Origin of the sequence: Chondromyces apiculatus DSM 436, assembly GCF_000601485.1 — a bacterium.
Lineage (GTDB): Bacteria > Myxococcota_A > Polyangia > Polyangiales > Polyangiaceae > Chondromyces > Chondromyces apiculatus.
In genome coordinates this window covers 145,498-161,083 of the sequence record NZ_ASRX01000016.1, presented here as the reverse complement: position 1 = coordinate 161,083, position 15,586 = coordinate 145,498, and the positions used below count along the sequence as shown (strand labels likewise).

General features: G+C 70.5%; 16 protein-coding genes. 8 read left to right on the top strand and 8 right to left on the bottom strand.

Features of this window, described 5'->3' with window-relative positions:
- Positions 1-38: 38 nt before the first annotated feature.
- Complete coding sequence (locus CAP_RS12310) at positions 39-614, bottom strand: hypothetical protein (protein ID WP_231511364.1); 576 nt, start codon at positions 612-614, stop codon at positions 39-41.
- Positions 615-877: 263 nt separating this feature from the next.
- On the opposite strand from CAP_RS12310, the gene CAP_RS12305 reads away from it, so the two are divergent.
- On the top strand, positions 878-2,272 hold the full coding sequence (locus CAP_RS12305; protein ID WP_081864810.1) for an OmpP1/FadL family transporter: 1,395 nt from the start codon (positions 878-880) through the stop codon (positions 2,270-2,272).
- 178 nt (positions 2,273-2,450) lie between these two features.
- Here CAP_RS12305 and CAP_RS44350 read toward each other — a convergent pair whose 3' ends face one another.
- Entirely contained in the window at positions 2,451-3,248 is a 798-nt protein-coding gene (locus tag CAP_RS44350; RefSeq protein ID WP_052374920.1) for a response regulator transcription factor, read from the bottom strand.
- A gap of 59 nt (positions 3,249-3,307) precedes the next feature.
- Here CAP_RS44350 and CAP_RS12295 point away from each other — a divergent pair, with 59 nt between their 5' ends.
- The 3 genes from CAP_RS12295 to CAP_RS12285 are packed head-to-tail and all read left to right on the top strand — an operon-like array spanning position 3,308 to position 5,657.
- Positions 3,308-4,357 (top strand): DsbA family protein, encoded by a 1,050-nt coding sequence (locus CAP_RS12295; RefSeq protein ID WP_044240104.1) that lies wholly within the window; start codon positions 3,308-3,310, stop codon positions 4,355-4,357.
- Positions 4,354-5,103 (top strand): 3'-5' exonuclease, encoded by a 750-nt coding sequence (locus CAP_RS12290; RefSeq protein ID WP_052374917.1) that lies wholly within the window; start codon positions 4,354-4,356, stop codon positions 5,101-5,103. Before CAP_RS12295 ends, CAP_RS12290 begins: the two co-directional genes overlap by 4 nt.
- 5 nt (positions 5,104-5,108) lie before the next feature.
- A complete protein-coding gene (locus CAP_RS12285; protein WP_044240102.1) occupies positions 5,109-5,657 on the top strand; it encodes a hypothetical protein in 549 nt (182 codons plus the stop codon).
- A gap of 112 nt (positions 5,658-5,769) precedes the next feature.
- Here CAP_RS12285 and folK read toward each other — a convergent pair whose 3' ends face one another.
- A complete protein-coding gene (gene folK, locus CAP_RS12280; protein ID WP_044240098.1) occupies positions 5,770-6,261 on the bottom strand; it encodes a 2-amino-4-hydroxy-6-hydroxymethyldihydropteridine diphosphokinase in 492 nt (163 codons plus the stop codon).
- 38 nt (positions 6,262-6,299) lie between these two features.
- Here folK and CAP_RS12275 point away from each other — a divergent pair, with 38 nt between their 5' ends.
- Positions 6,300-6,833, top strand: coding sequence for an alpha/beta fold hydrolase (locus CAP_RS12275; RefSeq protein ID WP_370865974.1), 534 nt, complete (start codon positions 6,300-6,302; stop codon positions 6,831-6,833).
- Between the two features lie 44 nt (positions 6,834-6,877).
- Here CAP_RS12275 and CAP_RS12270 read toward each other — a convergent pair whose 3' ends face one another.
- Both CAP_RS12270 and gshB read right to left on the bottom strand, forming a co-directional pair.
- Positions 6,878-7,201, bottom strand: a complete 324-nt coding sequence (locus CAP_RS12270) for a hypothetical protein (RefSeq protein WP_044240096.1) — start codon at positions 7,199-7,201, stop codon at positions 6,878-6,880.
- A gap of 90 nt (positions 7,202-7,291) precedes the next feature.
- On the bottom strand, positions 7,292-8,257 hold the full coding sequence (gene gshB / locus CAP_RS12265; protein WP_044240095.1) for a glutathione synthase: 966 nt from the start codon (positions 8,255-8,257) through the stop codon (positions 7,292-7,294).
- A 79-nt stretch (positions 8,258-8,336) separates the two neighbouring features.
- Between gshB and ggt the strand changes: the two genes are divergently transcribed.
- A complete protein-coding gene (ggt, locus tag CAP_RS12260) occupies positions 8,337-10,100 on the top strand; it encodes a gamma-glutamyltransferase (protein WP_044240092.1) in 1,764 nt (587 codons plus the stop codon).
- Positions 10,101-10,128: 28 nt separating this feature from the next.
- Here ggt and CAP_RS12255 read toward each other — a convergent pair whose 3' ends face one another.
- Genes CAP_RS12255 through CAP_RS12245 form a run of 3 tightly spaced genes read right to left on the bottom strand, consistent with a single transcriptional unit; the run spans position 10,129 to position 12,401 of the window.
- On the bottom strand, positions 10,129-11,004 hold the full coding sequence (locus tag CAP_RS12255) for an anti-sigma factor family protein (protein ID WP_044240088.1): 876 nt from the start codon (positions 11,002-11,004) through the stop codon (positions 10,129-10,131).
- The gene (locus tag CAP_RS12250) at positions 11,001-11,696 is read right to left on the bottom strand and encodes a sigma-70 family RNA polymerase sigma factor (protein ID WP_081864808.1); all 696 of its coding nucleotides are present in this window, start codon (positions 11,694-11,696) and stop codon (positions 11,001-11,003) included. Before CAP_RS12250 ends, CAP_RS12255 begins: the two co-directional genes overlap by 4 nt.
- A gap of 33 nt (positions 11,697-11,729) precedes the next feature.
- A complete protein-coding gene (locus CAP_RS12245) occupies positions 11,730-12,401 on the bottom strand; it encodes a polyhydroxyalkanoate synthesis regulator DNA-binding domain-containing protein (protein ID WP_044240087.1) in 672 nt (223 codons plus the stop codon).
- Between the two features lie 77 nt (positions 12,402-12,478).
- Here CAP_RS12245 and CAP_RS12240 point away from each other — a divergent pair, with 77 nt between their 5' ends.
- Positions 12,479-13,342: an ABC transporter ATP-binding protein gene (locus CAP_RS12240; protein ID WP_269324207.1), complete on the top strand. Its 864-nt coding sequence runs from the start codon at positions 12,479-12,481 to the stop codon at positions 13,340-13,342.
- Positions 13,343-13,505: 163 nt separating this feature from the next.
- Positions 13,506-15,581 (top strand): NADH-quinone oxidoreductase subunit H, encoded by a 2,076-nt coding sequence (locus tag CAP_RS12235; protein WP_063748677.1) that lies wholly within the window; start codon positions 13,506-13,508, stop codon positions 15,579-15,581.
- Positions 15,582-15,586: the final 5 nt, after the last annotated feature.

Sequence of the window (15,586 nt, the reverse complement as noted above, 5' to 3'; positions counted from 1 at the left end):
GGGCCATGGCGCCGCGAGGGTCACGCGCCAGCGCTCACTCACTCCTCGGCGAGGGGAGCGGTCTCGCCGGCGCAGTTGATGACGGCCTCGGGGTACGCGGCAGGGTCGTCGATCTTCTGCAGGGTGAAGTCCGAACCGTCGACGTTGACCACGGCGGTGCCGGTGACCTTGCCGCACGCGAGCGCGTCCGCGCAGAGGGTGCCGGTGAGGGTGACCTTGGCCTTGATCTGGGAGCCGGTGATGGCGTTGGCCTCGGCGGGGACGGTGAGCTCGGGCAGCTCCGCGACGAAGGCGCCGTCGGCGCCCACCTCGTAAGGTCCAACCGTGGTCACGTCGCCGACGAGGGTCGTGCGGTCGGCGGCGGCGAGGGCCTGGAGGGTCATCGAGAGGCCGAGGCCATCGCCCATGGCCGTGGTGGTGACACCGGCGATGAAGACCACGGGCTTCTTCGGGTTGAGGTTCACGGAGAGCGTGAGCAGGTGGTCGCCGTCGATGGCGCCCGCCTCGGGCGGGGCGCAGGTCCCAGGCTCGGTGCTGGTGGTGGTGGTGCCGTGGATGCTGGCGTAGCGCTCGGTGAATGCGTCAAAGTCCCCCTGCGGATCGGCACATCCCATCGCTGCGACACTGCAAGCGATGAGGCCAGACCACAGAAGCAGGGCAGAGCGACAGAAAACCATTTGACACCATCCGGGATGTGACAGTTCACTCGGCTTGGCCGGGGACGCCCCGCGGCCGGGGATGCCTCGACCTTACCACAGGCTCCCGCGCTGCTGTTCAGACGAGAAGCGATTCCTCCGCGCCTTTTGAGCGACCGACTGAGCGACCGACTGAGCGACTGAGCGACCCCTCGACGAGGACTGAGAGGACTGACCCCCCCATGGCTCTGCTCCGTACCCGATCCCCCCTCGCCCGCAGCACCGTGCGCGCGGTTCCCTTCGCCTTCGCCCTGCTCGGCGCCGCGCTCTGGGCGGAGCCCGCGCTCGCCTCGGGGTTCTCCACGGCCCGTTTCGGCGGCGAGCACGGCAATCCGGTCACGCCGAACGCAACGTCGATCTATTACAACCCGGCGAGCCTCGGGGAGACGGAGGGCATCCACATCTTCCTCGACGGGAGCCTGGCGCTGCGCAGCGTGGGCTGGGAGCACACGGCTGCCGCGTCGGACGACGTGTCGGTGCCGGGGGCGAACACCGGCTCGAACGGCCTGTTCAACGTTATCGCGGCGCCCATGGTGGGGGCGTCGGCGAAGTTCGGGGACTTCGCGCTGGGCGCCGGGTTCTACGTGCCGTTCGGGGGCTCGGCGACCTGGAACAAGAACACCGATTTCGAGGGCGACCGCGAGAACGCCGGTCCCTACGACGGGGTGCAGCGCTGGCACACCATCTCGGGCGCGATCCAGTCGATGTATTTCACGCTCGCGGCGGCCTACAAGCTCCCGTTCGGGTTGAGCATCGGCGTCTCGGGGAACCTGATCAGCTCCAGCGTGACCACGCTGCGGGCGCGCGCGGCCGACGGGTCGAACTCGGTGTCGCTCGAAGGGCGCTCGCTCGCCGACGTGAGCGGGCTGCAAGCGAGCTTCGGGGCCGGGCTGATGTACGAGGCGCTGCCCGACACGCTGTGGTTCGGGGCGTCGTACCAGGCGCGGCCCAACATCACCGGCGACGTGGAGCTCACCGGGACGCTGACGAACAACTTCGCCGGGACGGTGGGTGAGTCGCCGATCTCGTTTTACCAGGGGATGCCGGACGTGATCCGGCTCGGCGGGCGCTTCAAGCCGGCCAAGGATCTGGAGCTGCGGCTCTTCGGCGACTTCACGCGGTGGAGCGCGATGAAGAATCAGTGTGTCGCGGACGAGGGGACGCCCTGCGAGGTGAACGAGGACGGCTCGGCCGCAGAGGGGTCGAGCCCGATCGTGAACCTGCCCCGCGACTGGAACGACGCCTTCGGGATCCGCGCTGGCCTGAGCTACTGGCCGACGGAGGCCGCAGAGCTGTTCGCCGGGCTCGGGTACGACTCGAACGCGGTCCCCGACGAGACGCTGGAGCCGACGCTCAGCGACGCACACGACGTGTCGGTGGCCCTCGGCGGGAGGTTCGCGATCGGCAAGCACGTGAACCTGGCGGCGTCGTACACGCACTTCTTCTACGTGCAGCGGGACACGACGGGGCTCAGCACCCTGGCAGGGCTCGAGGCTCCCTCGAAGTCGCCCGACGCAGGCGGCATCTACAAGCAGACCCTCGGCGTGATCAACGTCAACGTCGACGTCGCGTTCTAGAGTGCCGAACAAAACCGGACCGAGCTGGCCAAAGGGACGCGAGCCCGCCAAGGCGTGAGGGCGAAAGCGTGCTGGAGCACGACTCCCCTCGAACCGCTCGCGCCGGAGAAGACGTGGTGCTGCATGGGCACGACGTCGCGCCGGCTGCGACGATGGCCCGCTGGACGGTGGCCGAGCCTCAGGGCCGGCGGACGCGGCGGAGGAGGCTGAAGATGCGGGCGCCGAGCTCGGGGGCGCGGAAGGGTTTGACGACGTAGTCGTCGGCGCCGCTCGCGAAGGCTTCGACCATGTCCTGGGAGCCGGCGTTGGCCGTCAGGAAGAGGACGGGGGTGTCGGCGAGGTCGGGCTCGCGGCGGAGCTGGCGGCAGAAGTCGAGGCCGCTCATGCGGGGAAGGTTCCAGTCGAGGACCACGAGGTCGAAGTGCTCCTCGCGGACACGGGCAAACGCGTCCTCGGCGCTGGAGACGCTGGAGACCGTGAGGGCGACGGCTTCGAGCATGACGGTGACCAGCTCGCGGATGTCAGGGTCGTCATCGACGATGAGGACGCGGGCATTCTGGGGAGGGCGTGCGCTGGGTCGCAGGAGGGCTCCCGAGGGGGCCGGGGGGGCGCTGGAGGCGTGGGTGGGGATAGGGGAGAGAGAGCCAGGGGCGGGGGTGAGCTGGTCTCGGTGAAGCTCTTCCAGGTCGACCTGAGAGCTGGGGCGCGGGGCTTCGGTGCGGGAAAAATGGGCAAGGCGGAGCCAGTCGCGAGGCTCGAAGCTGAGGCGCGCCCCCTCGGGAGAGAGCGTGGCCCTGGCGGCCGCCGAGGTGGCCCGGCGCGCGCGGCCGAGCTCGAACACGGCGAGCACCCACTCGCCATCCTCGACGGACACGCCCGAGGGGACCCCCAGATCCAGCTCCGCGTCGAGCTGGGCTCCCTGGAGGACCTGCTCGAACTGCTCCAGATCGGGGAAGCGGTAAAGGACGCTTCTCACGCCGCCACGCTACACCGCCGCTAGCGCCCTGCAAGGGGTCCGACTAAGCTCGCGCCGCGATGTATCCCCAGCGATGGTTGCCCCTGATCGGCGCGCTGGCGCTCTTCGGGGCGGGTTGCCAGCCCAAGTCGGAGCCCAGCGAGAACAAGCCCGCAATCAGCCCCGAGGTCTCCCTCCCCGGCGTGGATACGTCGGCGCTCACCCCGCGCGAGCGGCGGGAGTGGGCGGGCCAGGTGTCCGAGCTGCTCGCGCCCTGCGCCGATACGCCGGTGAGCATCGCGCAGTGCGTGAAGGAGCAGCGGGCCTGCAAGGCGTGCCTGCCCGCCGCGCAGTACCTGCTCGGGCACGTGAAGGCCGGGCGCGCCAAGTCGGAGCGGGAGCAGGCGTTCCACTCCCGCTTCGACGCGAACAAGACGAAGACGCTGGTGCTCGATGGATCGCCGTTCAAAGGGCCGCCCGAGGCGCCGGTCACCATCGTGGAGTGGGCCGACTTCGAGTGCAGCGCGTGCCGGGTGATGGCCCCGGTCCTCGACCAGCTCGCGGAGCGTTTCCCGGGCCAGGTGAAGTTCGTCTACAAGTACTACCCGCTGATGTCGCATCCCCACGGGGAGATCGCGGCGCGGGCCGGCATCGCGGCGCAGAACCAGGACAAGTTCTGGGAGATGCACCACCAGATGTTCGAGCACCAGGACCGGCTGGAGCAGACGGATCTCGAGCAGTATGCGCGGACGATCGGGGTCGATCTGCCGAGGTTCAAGAAGGACCTCACCGCCGAGGAGACGACGCAGCGGATCGAGAAGGACAAGAAGCAGGCCGATGAGCTGGGTCTCACGGGAACCCCGATGGTGTTCATCAATGGGCGCGAGGTGGAGACGCAGTACATCAACAACCTCTACGAGGACCTGGAGGACTGGGTGAAGCTCGACCTGCAGCTCGCCGGGATCGCGATACCGCCGCCTCCCGCAAAGGCGGCGCCGAAGCCGGAGAACGGCGCGGCGCCCACGGCGAGCGTGGCAGCATCGGCAGCTCCGGCGACGTCGGCGGCTCCAGCGGCAGGCGCGGCGAGCGCTTCGAGCAAGCCCGCGGCGGGCGGGGCGAAGGCACCGTGAAGGTCTCGGATCCCTGCGGCTGCTTCCCGACAGGGCGTCACTACCCGGGGATCGCCCACCTCCTCAAGATCCGCGCGGTCGGCGTCGCGACCGAGATGGATGCGTCGGCGCCGTGGGTCGATCACCCCATCGCGTTCATCGACGTGGAGACGACGGGCAGGGATCCGCAGAACGACCGGATCATCGAGCTCGGCATCGTCATCGGGCGGGGCGGCATGCTGCGCAAGGAGGAGCAGTTCAACTGGCTCATCCACCCGGGGCGCCCCATCCCGGCCGAGAGCTCGGCGATCCACGGGATCACCGACGCAGACGTGGCCGGCAAGCCGGCCTTCGCGGAGGTGGCGCACGAGATCCTGGGGGCGCTGCGCGGCGCGATCCCTGCCGCGTACAACGCGGGGTTCGACAGGTCGTTCGTGCTCGCGGAGCTGGAGCGCGCCGCGGTGCGCCCGGCAGAGCCGCCGCCAGCGATGCGGCGCGAGGTGGACTGGATCGATCCGCTGGCCTTCGCGCGCGAGGTGTACAAGTCGCAGGAGAGCCGGGCCCTCGGCGACATGGCGGCGCTCCTCGGGATCTCGCTGGAGAATGCGCACCGCGCGACCGACGACGCCGCGGCGGCGCTGCAGGTGCTCTACGCGCTCGCCAAGGACGCACGGGTGCCGCGCGCGTACGGGAGCTTGATCCAGGAGCAGCGACGCCTCATCCGTCAGCAGGACGAGGCCCGCAAGTTCTGGCGTCGTCCGAGCTGACGGGCATGGCGGAGGCGCCGAAGCGCAGGCTGCCGATCGTGGGCAGTGAGGTGCAAGGGCGCGGGCGCGGGGGTGAGCGCGGGGGCGGAGAGCCACCGGAAGACGCGGGCGCCGGTGGAGCGCGGGGGGGCGAGGGCGAGGGCGAGGCGCGGCCCGCGTGGCAGTGGGCGGTGTTCGGGATGGTGGCCACGTTCGGGGCCTGGATGCCGCTCGCGGTCGGGACGCAGGCGCTGCTGCAGCAGGTGGTGCTGGGCGTGGCAGGCGGCGAGGTGCCCGCCGGAACGCAGGCAGCCATGGTGGGGCTGAACGCGCTGGCGTTCGGGGTCGCGGCGGCTGCGGGTGGGGCGCTCGTGGGGCGCTTCGGGGCGCCCGCGGGGTTGCGCGAGGCCTCGGCGGGCGGCGCGCTGGCGGGAGGGCTGGCGTGGGCGCTGGCGCTGACGCAGGGGGCCGGCGCGGGCGTGCTGGTGTGGGCGATCCTGCTGGTGGTGATGGCAAGCCTGGGAGGCGGCGCGGGTCGGCTGGGGGGCTGGCTCGGGAGGCGCTGGCGGCGCTGACGGCGCTGACGGCGCTAACGGCGCTAACGGCGCTAACGGCGCTAACGGCGCTAACGGCCACAGGGCTGAGGCTGAGCCACGACGGGGGCGCGCAGCAGCGGTCCGCTCTTCATCAGGGCACGCGCTCGATGGCGGCGCGGGCGGCCGGGAGGTCGGCGTAGGGAGCGCCGGTGTGAGGGTCGCGGGCGTCGGGGGCGACGTCGAGGAGAGGGCGGAGGGCGAAGGGGCGCTCCCGCAGACGCGGGTGCGGGACGGTGAGCGAAGGGGTGTCGTGGGTCTCGCCCTCGATCCAGAGCAGGTCGATGTCGAGGGTGCGAGGTCCCCAGCGGATGGGATCAGGGCGGACACGGCCATGGGCGTGCTCGATGGCGAGGGTGCGCGCGAGGATCTCGGGGGGCGAGAGGGCGGTGGTCAGGAGCAGCGCGGTGTTGAGGTAGCGTGGCTGGGGAGGGCCGCCGGCGGGTGGGGTTTCGTAGCGCGCGGCTTCGGCGAGGAGGTGAAGGTCAGGGTCGGCGCGGAGGGCGGCAATGGCAGCGCGGAGGGTGGCGGCGCGGTCGCCGAGGTTCGAACCCAGGCCGAGGACGATGCGTCGGGCGCGCTCCATGGTACGGCCATACCATGCATGTTCGCTCTCGCGTCCGGGTGCTGGCCGGGTGGCTCGCCACGGCAAGCGCCGTGGCTTCAGGGTGGGCGGCAGGGGCGTCGGGGTGCGCGTCAGCGACGACACCGGTTGCAGGTCCTGATCCGGCCGTCGTCGCGCCGCCAGCCGGGGCTCCCTCCACGACGGCCACGAAGGCGGCGGCGCCCGTGGCGCTCGATCCGGAGCTGACGTCCTACGAGTACCCGTTCCCGGTGCAGTTGTTCTCGCTGACGTCCCAGCGGCAGGCGCTGCGCATGGCCTACGAGGCGTACCAGTTCAGTTTCCAGGCGCTCGTGGCGAACACGCGCGCGCTCCTGGAGTCGCTGGGCGTCGCGCGGGTCTCGGTGGTGGGGCACTCGATGGGGGGTATGCTCGCGGCGCGCTGGGCGCTGGACCTGCCGGCGCAGACCGAGCGGCGCGCGCTGGTGAACCCCATCGGGCTGGAGGACTGGAAGACGGTGGTGCCCTACCGATCGATCGACCCGCGAAGTGAGCTGGTGTCGACGGGCGCTGCCAGCGACCCCTCGACTTCCTGACCCTTGAGGCTCGAACGCCGCTCCCCGCCGGGAGGAGCGACGGATCAGTCCACGGGATCGGTGGCGCGCCGCCCGCCATCCCGCCGACGCCCCTCGGGACGGGGCGGGAAGGCCCGGCGGTCCTCGGCGTGCCTGCGCGGGAGGGGAGACCGCCGTTCGAGGCCGGCGTAACCCTGACGCCCGGCAGGCGCGGCGCCCACGAACAGCGCACGCATCTCCTCGAACGTCTCCGGCATCGCCGCCATCACCGTGGCGGCATGCGCGCGGCACAGGAGCAGCGTTCGCAGCTCCACGATCACCCGCAAGAGGCCCGTGCCAGCCCGTTCCTCACCCCCGCAGACCGCGCAGCGCGTGCTTGACTCGCCCATGCGCACGACCCATCGCGCACCTCGGTCCGCCGGGCCAACTTGTTGGTGGTCCACCGGCTGGCCGCATGGGTCAGAGGCACGCGGTGGCGCTCACGAACGCACCGCCCGCACGCGCTCCTCGGCCCAGGCCACCACCTTCGCCGCGTGGTCCACGCCAGTGAAACGGTTGAGCTCCTGGATGCCCGTGGGGCTCGTCACGTTGACCTCGGTGAGCCGACCTCCGATGACGTCGAGGCCCACGAAGAAAAGACCGTCGGCGCGAAGCTTGGGGGTGATGGCCTGGACCATGGCCAGCTCCCGCTCGGTGAGCTCCGTCGGCACCACGCTGCCCCCCACGTGGATGTTGGAGCGCAGATCGTCGCTGCGGGGCACCCGCAGGATGCTGCCGAGCGGCTCGCCGTCGAGCAGGAGGATGCGCTTGTCGCCCTCCACCACCGAGGGCAGGTACTCCTGGGCCATGGCGAGGCGTCGCCCCTCGAAGGTGAGCATGTCCACGATGGCCCTGCCGTTCTTGTCTCCAGGCGTCAGGCGCAGCACGCCCATGCCGCCTGCGCCATCGAGCGGCTTCACCACGGCACTGCCAAACTCACGCGCGAAGGCGTGAATCTCCTCCGGATCGGCGGTGACGATGGTCCGCGGGGTCCACTCGGGGAAGTTCAGCGCGTAGAGCTTCTCGTTCGCGTCCCGCAGCCCGCGCGGGTCGTTGAGGATGAGCGGGCACTTGCGGGCGTTCTCCAGCACCAGCGTCGCGTAGAGGTAGCTCCTGTCGAAGGGCGGATCCTTGCGGATGAAGATCGCGTCGGCGTCGGAGAGGCGCACGCGCTCGCGCTCGGGGCTCCCCTCTCCGCTGGACACGAACGAGATGTACGGCGGAGCGTCGTGGACGGCCACGCGTCGGACGCGCGCGTAGGCCTCACCACCGGCGATGGACAGGTCACCGTGCATGCAGTGGTAGCTCTCGTGACCACGCGCCTGTGCTGCCCGGATGAAGGCGAACGTCGTGTCCTTCTGATGGTGGACGGTGATCAGCGGATCCATCACGAACACGAAGCGCATGGGGCCATCCTCTCGGGTGAGTCGGTCGCGGGCTCATGGGGGTTGCGTCCCCAGGAGCGAGCGACGCATCCTAGCTCACGTGAACCTCTCCCGCGCCTTCTCTCCTCTGGCCGTCACCGCTGCCCTCGGTCTGCTCCTCGCAGCCTTCCCGGTAGGCTGCGGCAGCACACCGGCACCCGAGGCAGAGGTTGGCCCTCCCGCTGCGCCTCCCGCGCCCGTCGCGCCCACCGCTTCCGCGGCGCCTCCCGAGCCAGCGCCGGCACCGCCTCCCGCGCACCACCGCTTCGCCGCCGCCACCGAGAACGCCTCGGCGACCCGGGTGGTGATGGACGTTCTTGAGAAGGGCGGCAGCGCTGTCGACGGCGCCATCGCCGGCCTGCTCGCCATCGGGGTCACGCAGCCCGTGTCGAGCGGCATCGGCGGCGGCGGGTTCGCCCTCGTCTGGGACGCGAAGGCGCGCAAGAGCACCATCCTCGACTTCCGCGAGACGGCCCCCGCGGGGCTCAACCCTGCCGACTACGTGACCCGGCCCGCGCCGGAGAAGAAGCGCGGCGTCATGGTCGGCGTGCCCGGCGAGGTCGCGGGCATCGCGGAGATGCACGCCCGCTGGGGCAAGCTCGCCTTCGCCGACGTGGTGCGCGGCGCGGCGGACCTCGCGGACAGCGGCTTCCCCCTCAGCGCCCACCTCTCGCGCGCCCTCAAGTGGAGTGAGAAATGGGTCCTCGCCACGCCCCGCTACTCGCTCTTCCACCCCGCAGGCGCGCTGGCGAACCCTGGCGACCAGATCAAGAACCCTGCCCTCGCCGCGACCTTGCGCCGCATCGGCGCCGAGGGGAAGGCCGCCTTCTACCAGGGCAAGATCGCCGCCGACGTGCTCGCCACCGCGCGCGCCGGGGGCAGCCGCATGGTCGCCGCCGACATCGACGCCTACAAGGTCATCGAGCGCGAGCCGCTCTCCACCACCTGGGAGGGCTACCAGGTGCAGACCATGCCGCCCCCCTCCTCCGGCGGCATCATGCTGCTCGAGGCGATGCACATGCACAGCAAGGCGGACCTCACCGCGCTCGGCTACGGCAGCGGCGCCTACCTGCACCTCATGGCCGAGACCATGCGCGGCGCCATCGCCGACCGTGTGCACTACGTCGGCGATCCCGCCTTCATGACGATGGATCCCGCGAAGCTCGTGGCCCCGGCGCGCATGAAGGCGCGCCGGGCGCGCATCAAGATGGAGGAGACGATGCCCATCGAGGCCATCCCGGTGACCGAGGCTGGCACGAGCCACCTCGTGGTCATCGACGGTGAGGGCAACGTCGTCAGCACCACGAGCACCGTCAACAACATGTTCGGCGCGCAGCTCGTCACCGAGGGCGGCTTCGTCCTCAACGACGAGCTGAACGACTTCATCCCCGAGCGGGTGGCCAAGCGGTTCGGCCTCAAGGCCGGCGCCAGCGCGCCCCGCGGCAAAGCCCGCCCCGTGTCGAGCATGACGCCCACCCTCGTGTTCCGCGACGGTCAGCCGGTGCTCGCGATCGGCGGCTCCGGCGGCATGCGCATCGCCACCGGCGTCACGCAGGTGACGCTCGCGAACCTCGTCTTCGGCCGTCCCATCGATCAGGCCATCGCCGATGGCCGCATGGAAGCCCCCCCGATGGGCGGCCTCTGGCTCGACCCGAGCACCTCGCCCGACGTGGTTCTGGACCTCCAGAAGCGCGGCGAGACCGTGGACACCACGAAGCCCAACTTCAGCGCCATCCAGGGCCTCACCGTGGATTACGCCGGCGGCGGGCGCGTCATCCGCGCTGCTGCGGACCCTCGCAAGGGCGGCACGGGCGAGGTGAAGTGAGGAGCTGACGGACGCGCAGGAGCGCGCGTCACTGCATGGCGGCGAGGACGAGCTGCGTGCTCTCCTCGTCGCTCAGATCGGTGGCGAGCGCGTAGCCCACCCCGCTGCGCTCGGCGGCGACCACCGAGTACCCGCTGATGTGCCCCACGTAGACGGGCCGCTCGCGGACCATGCGCGGCCGCAGGATCGGCGCCTTTTGCACGGGCACCGCCTGGGAGTTGAACAGGTACACCGTCACCCGGTGCCCACCCCGGACCGTGTACTGCAGGAGAGCCGCGCGGCGCTCCCGCATCGTGTGCACCCTGGCGCCCTTGAAGTCGACGGGGAACGCCTGCGCCTGGAACTGCGGCCGCCTCACCGGCACACCCACGAACGGATCGAACCGCGGCAGGTCTTCCGGGTTGGTCGTCTCGGGGGGCAGCGGCTGCGCGTGCTGCGCGACCAGATCGTCGAGCAGCGACTCCATGGTCGCGGCGGCCAGGGTGCCCTGCTGCACTGGCTCGCGCGGCGCCTCGGCGACGGTGCCCGCGGTCGCGCGGTGGTTCTGGTAGCCAGCCACCGCGAAGGCCACGCTCGCTGCCGCGGCGAACCCCGCCACGTAGCGCTTCTGGATCAGCGACGGCTGTGTCTCCGCGACCGCGTCCTTCGCATCCTTGCGCGCGCGCTCGCTCGCCATGCCGGTCATCAGCTTCACGCGCAGCGCCTCCGGACACCGCTTCGACGTCGTCCGTCGCAGGCTCATCCTCGACGCGCGCATCAACGCCACCCGCTCGAAGCACGGCGCGCACTGGCGCATGTGGGCCTCGAGATCCACGGCGTGTGCGGCGTCGAGCTCGCCATCGACGTAGGCCGTCAGTGCGAGATCGAGTCGGGCGCAGTCATCCATCTGTCGTGCGGCGCTCATGCTACTCCCAGCTTGCGCTTCCTGTACGCGCCCAAATCAGCAGGCGCCTCGCTCGACTTCTTCCCGTCTTCTTCGCTCACGATGCCGAGGAGCACGGCTTGCTCGCGCAAGGTCTTCTGCAGCATCTTGCGGCCGCGGTGGAGCCTCGACATCACCGTCCCGATCGGGCAGCCCATCGCCTCCGCGATCTCCTTGTAGGATAGCTCCTCGATGTCCGACAGGATCACGGCCAGGCGGAACTCGTCTGGAAGCTCGTCGAGCGCGCGCTGCACCTCCGCTTCGATGAGCGGAGACAGCGCCTGCGTCTCGGGGTCCCGCATCGCGCGCATCGTCGTCGCGCCGACCCAGCCATCCGTCAGCGGCTCCGCGTCCGGCCCCTCGAAGAGATCGCGCTCCAGGCCGCCCCGGCGGTAGCGGTTGATGAAGGTGTTCGTGAGGATCCGCAGGAGCCAGGCCTTGAGGTTGGTGCCTGGCTCGAACTGGCGACGGGCACGCATCGCCTTGACGATGGTGTCCTGGACCAGGTCTTCCGCCTCCGTGGAGCTTTTCGTCATCCGGCAGCTCACGCTGTAGAGCGTGTCCAGATGGCCGAGAAGCTCCACCTCGAAGGCGTCGGGGCGGCTGGCCTCGCCTCCCGCCAGGGAGAGGTCCTGAGCGATGGAGGCGGGTTTCTTGCTGAAGAAAAACGGCATGGGGTTAACGCCGCAACCGGGGACTGAGCAGGGTTATTCCTGCTTCGAGGCTGCTTCGTCTTCTTTAACCCTGCCTGAGGAACCTTCCAGATCCTGGATACGCTTTTCCAGGGCATCTACCTTGCTGGAGAGCTGTTTCACGCCCTCTTCCAGGTCACGGAACAGTCCGACAACCGGGAGGATCGTGCGGATGCGCTCGTCCACGGCGTGTTGCCACTGATCGAGCGTCTGTTTCGAGCTCTCCACGATGCCGCTGAGCCGGCTCTTTCCGCCGGCCTTGTCGGCGTCCGCGGCGGAGGTGGCCACGGGTGCCGGGGGCTCCGGGGACGCCTCGACCTGCTGCTGCGCTTCGCCCTCTTCCTCCAGGCCTCCCCCTGGAATCAGCCTGCCGATCGGCCCATCGCGCAAGGTGGACAGGAAGCGCTCCCCTCGCTCCTGGATCAGATCCCGGAGCGTGCCGAGTGGCACCGAGCGAGGTTGCGCCTTGAGATCCTCGGAGATGATCAGGGCAAGCGTGACCTCGGTCTTGTCTTCCTTGGTCGCGTTGTCGATGATCTGGACCTCTTCGCCCGCGCGCACCATCTCCCCGATCTGCTGGAGGGTGACGTAGCGGCTGTCCTTCGTGTCGTAGAGCTTACGGTTGGAATAGCGCTTGATGATGCGTCGCGGCATCTCGCCCGCGGGTGTCTCCTTCACCGTTTCCATCTCCTCTGCGCCTCTACCGTTCTGCCTGCGCGATTGGACCATTGCAGTCATGGCCGCGCAAGTGCTGAGGTTCCCATGTGACCCAGAACCTTACGCGGCGAGCGGCTTCTTTGCCGCACGATCACGTTGGGGACGGTCCCGACGCGCCCGAGAGCCCGGCCATCGAGCTTCGGAGCGTCTCTGCCCGTTACCCGAGCGGGAGGCTCGCTCTCGCAGAAATCGACCTGACCGTGCGCGCGGGCGAGCTTTGGGCCGTCCTCGGGCCGAACGGAGCTGGAAAATCGACCCTGGTCCGGGTCATCTCGGGCTCCCTCCAGCCCTCGGCCGGACAGGTCTTCCTCTGTGGGGAACCCATGGCATCGCGGGACCGGCGTCAGATCGCGCGCCAGCTCGCCGTGGTCCCCCAGGCGGCGCTCCCTCCTTCCGGCTTCTCGGTCCGGGAGATCGTCCTCATGGGACGGTCGCCTCACCAGGGCGCCTGGATGCGCGTCTCCGAGCAGGACGACCAGGCCGTGCAGCGCGCCCTCGATGCCTGCGGCCTCATGTCTCTCTCGGATCGCCCGGTGGCCGAGCTGTCCGGCGGCGAACAGCGCCGGGTATCCATCGCCCGCGCCCTCGCCCAGGAGGGCGACGTGCTGATCCTCGACGAGCCCGGCGCCCACCTCGACGTCCGTCACTCCATCGAGCTTTACGAGGTGATCCGCCGCGAGGTCGCCGAGCGCCGGCTCGCGTGCGTCGCCGTCCTCCACGACCTCAACGCCGCCGCCCAGTACGCGGACCGGATCGCGCTCCTCAAGGGGGGGCGGCTCCTCGCACGCGGCACCATCGAGGAGGTGATGACCTACCAGAAACTCAAGAGCGCCTTCGAGGCCGAGCTGTACGTCGGCGTCAACGAGCTCGACAACACCCGCTACTTCCTCCCCGTCCGTCCATCCCGCTGAAGCAGCGCCTGGAAACGCCGCGGCGCGCCTCTGCTTTCCGCCCGCCCATACGCCTCCCCGTCCGCCGCCCCACCCTGCCTTCTCCAAGAATTCGCCCCGCCGGGAGACTGCCCCTTATAAGCGCGCCATGCGCCAGGCTCCCCTCTGGAGAGCTCACCTGCCCATGACCACGCGCTGCGCGTTCGCCTTCGCCTTCGCCTTCGCGCGTCTCGCCCTCGTCCTCGCGGCGTTGCTCGGCGTGGTGGGTTGCTCGGGCGACCTCGCCCCCGACCTCCTCAACGTCGTCGACGTCGTCCCCCGCCTCGTCGACGCTGGCGACCGCGTCGAGATCCTCGGTACCAACCTGCCGACCGGCGAGCGGCGCGAAGCCACCGTCGTGTTCGAAGGCGAGCTGCGACGCCCGGGCCAGGCTCCCCTCACCGGCCAGCGGGTCGAGATCGACCGCGCCCAGCTCGCCAGCGACCGCGTGGTCGTCCCCTTCACCGAGGACCTGCAGCGGCGCTTCTGCGGGCAAGGTGACGAGGCAGTCCACACCACCTTCGCCGGCAGCGTCACCGTGCGCGTCGCCTCCGTCGGCCCTGGCGCCCTGGAGGTCAAGGGCACCGTGGAGGCCGTGACGCTCGACTTCGTGCCTCCCCCGCCCCGCCGCGCCATCGCCGAGGCCCGCGCCCGCGAGGGCGCGCGTGCCCTCGTCTTCCTGGGGATCACCGCTTCCTCCGACACCCCGCCGGCGGGAGGCATCGCCGTGACCGAGGTGCGCCCGAACAGCCCCGCGAGCGGCGCCGGCATCGAGCCCGGCGACCGCATCGTCAGCTTCGAGGGCGTGCAGCTCCTCACCGCCGACGATCTCATCCCGAGCGGTCAGGATCGCCTCCCGGAGATCACCACCCAGCGCGGCGACGGACCGCTCACCCGCCGGACCATCGCCGTCGATGGCTTCAAGCCGAGCGGCTCCAGCGACCTGCTCGGTGCCGGCATCCTCCTCGGCACCCTGGCCGGCATCCTCCTCGTGTTCGTCAGCCCCACCGCGCGCCTCCTCGCCTGGCTCGAGCGCCGCATCACCGCGCGCCTGCGCGCCGGCACCACCACCCCCGCGGGCGTGAAGCAGTTCCCCGACGCCCTCGTCGCAGCGGTCCGCGCCCTCTTCCGCGACGACCTCCCGCCCGGCAAGGACGACGGCGGCGGCTTCCGCCTCGCCCCTTACCTCGTGCTCATCGGCGTCTCGGCCACCTTCGCGGTGATGCCCTTCGGTCAGTACCTGCTCGCGACGGACCTCGACATCGGCGTCCTCTTCGTCATCGCGCTGACCGCGCTCGTGATGATCGGCCTCCTCACTGGCGGCGGCGCCGCGAAGCGCTGGACCCCCATCGCTGGCCTCCGCTCCGCCCTGCAGATCCTCAGCTACCAGCTCCCCGCCGCGGTCGCAGTGTGCTGCGTGGTGATGATGACCGGCTCGCTCCGCATCGAGGACATCCTCGACGCCCAGGCCGGCACCGGTGGCTCCCCCGTCGAGACGGGCGGCTGGCCCTGGTACTGGTTCGTCTTCCGCAGCCCGGTGACCTTCGCCCTCTTCGCCCTCTACTTCACCGCCACCCTCGCCGAGGGCAGCCGCGTCCAGGCCACCATGCCCGAGGCCGAAGGCCCCGTGGCCAACGCGCCTGCTGCACAGCCATCGCAGCGTGCGCCGCGCGCGCATCACGCGCCTCACCCGCCTCACCCGCCGCAGAGCCCCGCGCCCACGCCAGCTACCGTGAACGCGCTGCAGGCGCCGCAAGCGCCCCTGGGCATGCGCCAGACCCTCTTCATCTTCGCCGAATGGGCCAACGTTCTCATCATGTGCGGCGTCGCCAGCGCCCTCTTCCTCGGCGGCTGGCAGATCCCCGGCGTCGCTGCCGCGAGCCTGGAAGCGAAGCTCGGCCTGCAGATCCTCGGCGCGCTCCTCTTCCTCCTCAAGAGCTGGCTGCTCATCCTCGGTGTGGTGTGGCTGCGCTGGGTGCTCCCCAGGGTCCGCGTCGATCAGATGACCACCCTCTGCTGGAGGCTGTTCGTGCCACTCACGCTCGCAGCCGCGCTCCTCACGGGTCTCTGGATGGTCGTCCAGCTTCCGCAAGCGGCCCAGATGGTGACCAGCGTGGTCACCTTCGCGCTCGCGAGCTTCGTCCTCGTCCACCTCATCCGCCGGGTCAACGAGAGCGTGCGCGCGACACGCACGCCGCTCCACCTGAACCCCTTCCTGTGACCCCA

Coding starts and splice junctions, on each gene's coding strand:
- CAP_RS12285 (WP_044240102.1), top strand. CDS start 5,109: ATGGCGGAGGCGCCGAAGCGCAGGCTGCCGATCGTGGGCAGTGAGGTG.
- folK (WP_044240098.1), bottom strand. CDS start 6,261: ATGGAGCGCGCCCGACGCATCGTCCTCGGCCTGGGTTCGAACCTCGGC.
- gshB (WP_044240095.1), bottom strand. CDS start 8,257: ATGCGCTTCGTGTTCGTGATGGATCCGCTGATCACCGTCCACCATCAG.
- CAP_RS12245 (WP_044240087.1), bottom strand. CDS start 12,401: ATGGAAACGGTGAAGGAGACACCCGCGGGCGAGATGCCGCGACGCATC.
- CAP_RS12235 (WP_063748677.1), top strand. CDS start 13,506: ATGACCACGCGCTGCGCGTTCGCCTTCGCCTTCGCCTTCGCGCGTCTC.
- CAP_RS12250 (WP_081864808.1), bottom strand. CDS start 11,696: ATGCCGTTTTTCTTCAGCAAGAAACCCGCCTCCATCGCTCAGGACCTC.
- CAP_RS12255 (WP_044240088.1), bottom strand. CDS start 11,004: ATGAGCGCCGCACGACAGATGGATGACTGCGCCCGACTCGATCTCGCA.
- CAP_RS12270 (WP_044240096.1), bottom strand. CDS start 7,201: ATGGGCGAGTCAAGCACGCGCTGCGCGGTCTGCGGGGGTGAGGAACGG.
- CAP_RS12295 (WP_044240104.1), top strand. CDS start 3,308: ATGTATCCCCAGCGATGGTTGCCCCTGATCGGCGCGCTGGCGCTCTTC.
- CAP_RS12305 (WP_081864810.1), top strand. CDS start 878: ATGGCTCTGCTCCGTACCCGATCCCCCCTCGCCCGCAGCACCGTGCGC.
- CAP_RS12310 (WP_231511364.1), bottom strand. CDS start 614: ATGGGATGTGCCGATCCGCAGGGGGACTTTGACGCATTCACCGAGCGC.